Raw genomic sequence first — 6,777 nt, 5'->3', positions numbered from 1 at the left:
ACAACCCCAACCGCCCGCCCAATCGTAACCAGATCTTCGACAGCAGCGGCCCCGATGTCCGGGTCCGCGGCAATGCCCACCAAGTGTTCGACAAGTACCAGGCGTTGGCACGGGAGGCGGCAGCGTCGGGCGATCGGATCATGGCCGAGGCGTACTGGCAGTATGCCGATCACTACTTCCGCGTGATCCAGACCATGGGTGGCTTCGGCCAGCGCAACAACCAGGGTTGGGGCGATGGTGTCGGCGGCGAGGACGGTCAGGCGAACCCGCAGCAACAGCAGCAGGGCCAGCCGGGTGGTCAGCCGCAGCAGGCCAACGGCAATGGGCACGGCCAGGGCGAACGGCATGCCGATCGCGAGGAACACAGCGAGGCCGAACCCGGCCTGGGCGGCGTGGCCTTCCTGCAGAATGGCCGCAATGCCCCGTCGGGCAATGATCCGGCTTCCGAAGACCAACCCGACGTGCCCGACTACACGCCGGCGGCGGGACGACGCGGCTAAGCTGCGGCGGGCCAGCCACGAGAGCGGACCACGCATGGCCAGGCGACATGTGGTCAGACGTGGCGTCGCCCCATAGGGATAAAGCGGGTCGAAAGCCCAACAAGGTCCTCATCGTCAGGAGCGCCCGAAGGGCGCGTCTCGAAGGATGGGCTCCAGCGGCGGTGCTCTGTGCCCGTGCATCGAGACGCCGCCCTTTGGGCGCTCCTCGGCAGGAGGTCGAACAGGGTCGAAATGCGCGATGCCGGTGGTCGGATGCTGGCACCCTGGAGAGCCACGCGCAGCGCGTCGTCTCGGTCGGCTCTCAAAACCTCGCTGTGGTCCGAATGGTGCAAGCACCGGGTCCCATCCTTCGAGACGCGCCCTTCGGGCGCTCCTCAGGATGAGGATTTTGTTGGGCTTTCGACAAATTTGACGCCTATGGGTCGCCCGGCGACGTCGTCCCGGACCTAGAGGTGTATCAAGGTCGGCGCGACGAAGCCCAGGGCGGTGAAGGCGATGCCGACCAGGCCGAGACCGCCTGAGGCGACCGCCAGCGACATGACGGTGGTCAGCGCCGCGGCGCCGGCCAGAACGATGGCGAGCTGGAAGGCCGCCGAGGCATATTCGAACATGTGATAGGCGCCGCGCGCGTGCTCCCGCTTGGCCTCGTGCGCCTTGGCCCGCGCGGCCAGCTCCCTGCGGCCTTCCCGGGTTTCCGGCTCGGTGTCGTAGCGCTGGGCCGTCTTTCGCCACTGCTCGATCTGCGCCTTCACCGCCGGCGGCATGGTGCCGCTGTCCTTGAACTGCGCCTCCAGCTCCTCGGCGGCCGTGCGCACGACGGTCTGTCGAACCGTCTTGGCCTGGAAGAACGTCCACATGTTGGTGGCCTCGACGTGCTGGGTCAGCACTTCGGTCTGGGAACTCTTTCCGCCCATCTCCGAGACCGCAAGAAAGGCCGCCAGCACGGCGACCAGCAGGGCGATCTTCTTGTTCGAACCGTCGACGTGACCGTGTCCACCGGACATGGATTGCGCTCCTTTCCTGGCACTCCGTCGCCAGGGGCGGCGTTGATAGCCGATCAAGCTGACAACCGAAAGCCGCACCGCGCTCGGGGTCTTGAGGTAGGTCAAGGGCCTCCCCATATCGCCGGGCAGGATGCCTCCGAGAGGGTCCGCTCTTTCGCCCGCCGCACGACGGGGGCGTGAAAAGAAAGGGTAGAGAGATGAATCAAGAGAAGTACACCGAGCGCATGCGGGGTTTCCTGCAGAGCGCCCAGATGCTGGCGCTTCGCGAAGGCCATCAGCGGCTCGTTCCCGACCACATCCTGAAGGTCCTGCTGGACGATCCGGAGGGTCTGGCGGCCAACCTGATCCAGTCTGCCGGCGGCGATTCGCGCGCCGTCCATCGCGCCGTCGAGGCGAGCCTCGCCAAACAGCCCAAGGTCGAGGGCGGCGGCGCCGGCCAGGTCTACATGGCGCCGGAAACGGCGCGGGTCTTCGACCAGGCCGAAGCGATCTCCGAAAAGGCGGGCGATTCGTTCGTCACCGTGGAACGCATGCTGATGGCGCTGGCGCTCGCCAAGGGCACCGATGCCGCCGACGCGCTCGCCAAGGGCAACGTCAAGCCGCAGGCGCTCGAGAAGGCGATCCAGGAGCTGCGCAAGGGCCGCACCGCCGATTCGGCCTCGGCCGAGGACAGCTATGAGGCGTTGAAGAAATACGCCCGCGACCTCACGCAGGTGGCCCGCGAGGGCAAGCTCGATCCGGTGATCGGCCGTGACGAGGAGATCCGCCGCACCATCCAGGTGCTGAGCCGGCGCACCAAGAACAACCCCGTGCTGATCGGCGAGCCCGGCGTGGGCAAGACCGCCATCGCCGAAGGCCTGGCGCTGCGCATCGTCAACGACGACGTGCCGGAATCGCTCAAGGGCAAGAAGCTGATGGCGCTCGATCTCGGCGCCATGGTCGCCGGCGCCAAGTATCGCGGCGAGTTCGAGGAGCGGCTGAAGGCCGTGCTGTCGGAGATCGCCGCGGCCGAGGGTGACATCATCGTCTTCATCGACGAGCTGCACACGCTGATCGGCGCCGGCAAGGCCGATGGCGCGATGGACGCCTCCAACATGCTGAAGCCGGCGCTGGCGCGCGGCGAGCTGCATTGCGTGGGCGCCACGACGCTCGACGAGTACCGCAAGCACATCGAGAAGGATGCCGCCCTGGCACGCCGGTTCCAGCCGGTGTTCGTCGCCGAGCCGACGGTCGAAGACACGATCTCGATCCTGCGCGGGCTGAAGGAGAAGTACGAGCTGCACCACGGTGTGCGCATCGCCGATGCCGCGATCGTCGCGTCGGCGACGCTCTCCAACCGCTACATCACCGACCGGTTCCTGCCCGACAAGGCGATCGACCTGATGGACGAGGCGGCAAGCCGCATTCGCATGCAGGTCGACAGCAAGCCGGAAGCGCTCGACGAGCTCGACCGGCGCATCATCCAGCTCAAGATCGAGCGGGAGGCGCTGAAGAAGGAAAGCGACGACGCCTCGCGCGACCGGTTGTCCAGGCTGGAGAAGGAGCTGGCCGGCCTCGAGCAGAAATCGGCCGAGCTGACGGCGCAGTGGAAGTCGGCCAAGGACAAGCTCGCCGATTCGCAGAAGCTCAAGGAGCAGCTCGACAAGGCGCGCTCGGAGCTCGAGATCGCGCAGCGTCGCGGCGAGCTCGCGAAGGCCGGCGAGCTGGCCTACGGGGTGATCCCCGACCTCGAGAAGAAGCTCAAGGAGGCCGAGGGCCACGCGGTGCACGGCGGCAAGGGCGTGAAGGAAGAGGTCATGCCCGAGGACATCGCCGCCGTGGTGTCGCGCTGGACCGGCATTCCGGTCGACAAGATGCTGGAAGGCGAGCGCGGCAAGCTCCTGCGCATGGAGGAGCAGATCCACAAGCGCGTGGTCGGCCAGGACGAGGCTGTGCGGGCGGTGGCGGACGCGGTTCGCCGCGCGCGCGCCGGCCTGCAGGATCCCAACCGGCCGATCGGCTCGTTCCTGTTCCTCGGTCCCACCGGTGTCGGCAAGACCGAGCTCACCAAGGCAATCGCCGAGTTCCTGTTCGACGACGACCAGGCGATGGTGCGCATCGACATGAGCGAGTTCATGGAGAAGCATGCCGTGAGCCGCCTGATCGGCGCCCCGCCGGGCTATGTCGGATACGACGAGGGCGGTGTGCTGACCGAGGCGGTGCGCCGCCGGCCCTACCAGGTGATCCTGTTCGACGAGGTCGAGAAGGCGCATCCGGACGTGTTCAACGTCCTGTTGCAGGTGCTCGACGACGGTCGCCTGACCGATGGTCAGGGTCGCACGGTCGACTTCAAGAACACGCTGATCGTGCTGACCTCCAACCTGGGCAGCGCGCATCTCGCGGCGCTGCGCGACGGCGAGTCGGCGGAGTCGGTGCGCGACCAGGTGATGGAAGAGGTGCGCCGGGCCTTCCGGCCGGAGTTCCTCAATCGCCTCGACGAGATCCTGTTGTTCAACCGCCTGAGCCGGGCGCACATGACCGACATCGTCGAGATCCAGCTCGGCCGCCTGCGCAAGCTCCTGGCCGATCGCAAGATCGAGCTGTCGTTCGACAGCAAGGCGCTGCAGTGGCTGGCCAACCGTGGCTACGATCCGGTGTACGGCGCACGGCCGCTCAAGCGGGTGATCCAGCGCAGCCTGCAGAATCCGCTGGCGACGCTGATCCTCGAAGGCCGCATCAACGACGGCGAGACCGTCAAGGTCACGGTCGAGAACGGCGAGCTGGTCGTCGGCGGTCAGCGCGTGCTGAGCGAAGCGGCGGACTGACGCTATCGTCTCCTCTCCTGCGTCTTCGCTGGGGAGGTGCCCCGTCATACGGGGCGGAGGGGTCATGGCTCATGTGGACCGCGGGCGTCCCGCCCGCTCTTCTCGTGATCTTGAGCGGGCGAGACGCCCGCGGTCCGGAAGATCATGACCCCTCCGCCTGCCTGCGCGAAGCCGAAGCGGCTTCGCTTCGGCGAAGGCAGGTCGCCGTAAGACGGCGACACCTCCTCAGCTGCGCCGGGGAGGAGAAACTCAGTCGCCCTTCGCGACCTGTGCGCCGTCGGCCTTCTTGGGCTTGGGCGGCTTGAGATCGGCCGCGATCGGCGCGTTCTTCATCTGGTTGAGATACTGGCGCGCCAGCACCCGGAAACGGCCGGCATCCTTGCCTGCAACCATGGCGCGCATGGCGAATTTCTGCTTCAGCGGGTTGACGTGCTTGCCGCCGCGCAGGAACTCGTAGTGCAGGTGCGGGCCGGTCGACAGGCCGGTCGAACCGACGAAGCCGATGACCTGGCCCTGGCGCACCACCGCACCAGGCTTGATGCCCGGCCCGATGCGCGACATGTGGGCGTAGGCTGTCGCGACGTCGTGGGTATGCTGCAACCTCACATAGTTGCCGTGGCCGCCGTTGGGACCGGCCATCACCACCTTGCCGTTGCCGGCCGCCAGGATCGGCGTGCCGCTCGCGGCGGCAAAGTCGACGCCGGCATGCATGGCGCTGAAGCCCAGGATCGGATGCTCGCGCATGCCGAAGCCGGATGTCACGCGCGAGGTATCCATCGGTGTGCGCAGGAACGAACGCACGACGCTCTCGCCTTGCGGGTTGAAGAAACCTTCCGCACCACCCTGCGGGCGAAAGCGTATCACCGTCACGGTGCGCTTCAGCAGACGCCATTCGCCGGCGAGCAGGCGGCCTGGATGGGTGACGTGACCGTCCGAGGTGACGAGCTGCTCGAGCAGCACGGTGTATTTCTGGCCTTCCTTGATCTCGCGCTGGAAGTCGATGTCGTAGGCGAGGGCGCGTACGAACTCGTTCATCGCGGCCGCCGGAACGCCCGCCTTCACGCCGCCTTGCACAAGCGGACCCTTGCGCTGGCTCTCGATGCGGACGATGCGCGGGCTGACCTTGTAGACCTTCTCCTCGGCACCGTAGCTGCCGTCGTCCTGTCGCGTGATGATGTACTCGCGCGCGGGTTGCGGCCGGACCGAGAGCGACAGCACGCGCGGGGCGTCGGGCCGCTCGGGCAGGGTCTGCATCAGGAGCTGGATCGCCTCGCCGATGGCGAGGCGCTGCTTGCGCAGCAGGTTCTGGAGCTTCTGCGCGATCTGCTGGCGCTCGGCTTCCGGCACGCCGATGTCGGCCAGGATCTTCTCGATCGTGTCGCCGCGTTCCAGGCGCAGGGTGAGCTCGTATCGCTCGTTCGCCGGCGCATCAGGCTCGGGTTGCGGCTCGGGCGGCTTCAGGCGGAACCCCGACAGTTCGTCCGCCTTGAGGGGCGGGGCTGGTTCGGCGCCTGGCGGCTGCATGGCGGCCGGCGGCGATGCCGGGACTTGAGCCTGAGCCTGGGACTGGGTTCTAGCCTCGGACTGGGCTTTAGCCTCGGACTGGGCCGAACCTGGGGCTACGGAAGCCGGGGCCGTCGGCGCCTTGGCACCAGAATCAGGACCGGCTTCTGGGGCGGGCGTAAGGATGCCCCTGTGGAAAAATGCGTATCCGCCAGCGGCCAGGGCCACCGCTCCAAGGGCAAACAGGACCCGCCGGAAGGCCCAGGAAGCGAGGCTTCCCGGGCTTTTCGGCTGGTCCGACGGAGAGGGGGAATCCGTCATGACCACTGACCTATGTGGGCCCGGTGAGCCGGGCCTCGGGCTTGGGTTTGGCTATCGTTTGGAGGAATTTATCCCCATTCGAGGATCAATGTGAACCGCTACCTATTGATGACGGCGCGCCCGAAATAGATCGATGGCACAATAGCTTCGATGGCCTGCCGGGGCCTTCCTGGCGGCCCGTAAGACGTTTGCAATTTTCGGTTTGACACCCGGAAAGCCCCCCCATATAAGCGCGGCTCCCACGGCGAACGGGGCGTACCGAAAACGTCGCGCGTAACTGCGACGAAGGGTTCTTCGACCCAAAACGGTTCCCGCTCAGCCAAGGGTCTCGGCCTCCGGGTCGTGCGCTCTATGCATCGTTTGTTTGGAAAGGGATACGCCAGCGGCGGCGGGCGTTTGCACCATCGGTGCGAATGCTTCTGCCGTCGCTAGTTCGAAGTTCGGCTGGGTCGGACGCAAGTCAGACCAGGTCGGACAAAGTAATCTAGTGACGGGATCTCGCCTCTCCTTCGGGGGAGGCACGTTAAACTTGAGAGTTTGATCCTGGCTCAGAACGAACGCTGGCGGCAGGCTTAACACATGCAAGTCGAACGCGTGTAGCAATACACGAGTGGCGCACGGGTGAGTAACGCGTGGATATCTGCC

Annotated in this window: 4 protein-coding genes and 1 rRNA gene; 3 read left to right on the top strand and 2 right to left on the bottom strand. The window is 66.5% G+C overall.

The window, feature by feature from the left end:
* Nucleotides 1–500: DUF4167 domain-containing protein (locus AB7O82_RS36165; RefSeq protein ID WP_428621686.1), on the top strand; the 500-nt coding region annotated here is incomplete at its 5' end.
* 446 nt (nt 501–946) lie between these two features.
* Here AB7O82_RS36165 and AB7O82_RS36160 read toward each other — a convergent pair.
* On the bottom strand, nt 947–1,504 hold the full coding sequence (locus AB7O82_RS36160) for a DUF4337 domain-containing protein (RefSeq protein ID WP_428547085.1): 558 nt from the start codon (nt 1,502–1,504) through the stop codon (nt 947–949).
* Nucleotides 1,505–1,701: 197 nt separating this feature from the next.
* Between AB7O82_RS36160 and clpB the strand changes: the two genes are divergently transcribed.
* A complete protein-coding gene (gene clpB, locus AB7O82_RS36155) occupies nt 1,702–4,308 on the top strand; it encodes an ATP-dependent chaperone ClpB (protein ID WP_428547088.1) in 2,607 nt (868 codons plus the stop codon).
* A 249-nt stretch (nt 4,309–4,557) separates the two neighbouring features.
* On the opposite strand, the gene AB7O82_RS36150 is transcribed toward clpB, so the two are convergent.
* Complete coding sequence (locus AB7O82_RS36150; RefSeq protein WP_428547091.1) at nt 4,558–5,832, bottom strand: M23 family metallopeptidase; 1,275 nt, start codon at nt 5,830–5,832, stop codon at nt 4,558–4,560.
* A gap of 825 nt (nt 5,833–6,657) precedes the next feature.
* Between AB7O82_RS36150 and AB7O82_RS36145 the strand changes: the two genes are divergently transcribed.
* Nucleotides 6,658–6,777 (top strand): 16S ribosomal RNA (locus tag AB7O82_RS36145); the annotation flags it as partial.

It is taken from the genome of Reyranella sp. (assembly GCF_050185545.1).
Lineage (GTDB): Bacteria > Pseudomonadota > Alphaproteobacteria > Reyranellales > Reyranellaceae > Reyranella.
Note: the sequence above shows the minus strand (reverse complement) of the source record. Positions and strands in the feature narration are given on the sequence as shown.

Coding starts and splice junctions, on each gene's coding strand:
- clpB (WP_428547088.1), top strand. CDS start 1,702: ATGAATCAAGAGAAGTACACCGAGCGCATGCGGGGTTTCCTGCAGAGC.
- AB7O82_RS36150 (WP_428547091.1), bottom strand. CDS start 5,832: ATGCAGCCGCCAGGCGCCGAACCAGCCCCGCCCCTCAAGGCGGACGAA.
- AB7O82_RS36160 (WP_428547085.1), bottom strand. CDS start 1,504: ATGTCCGGTGGACACGGTCACGTCGACGGTTCGAACAAGAAGATCGCC.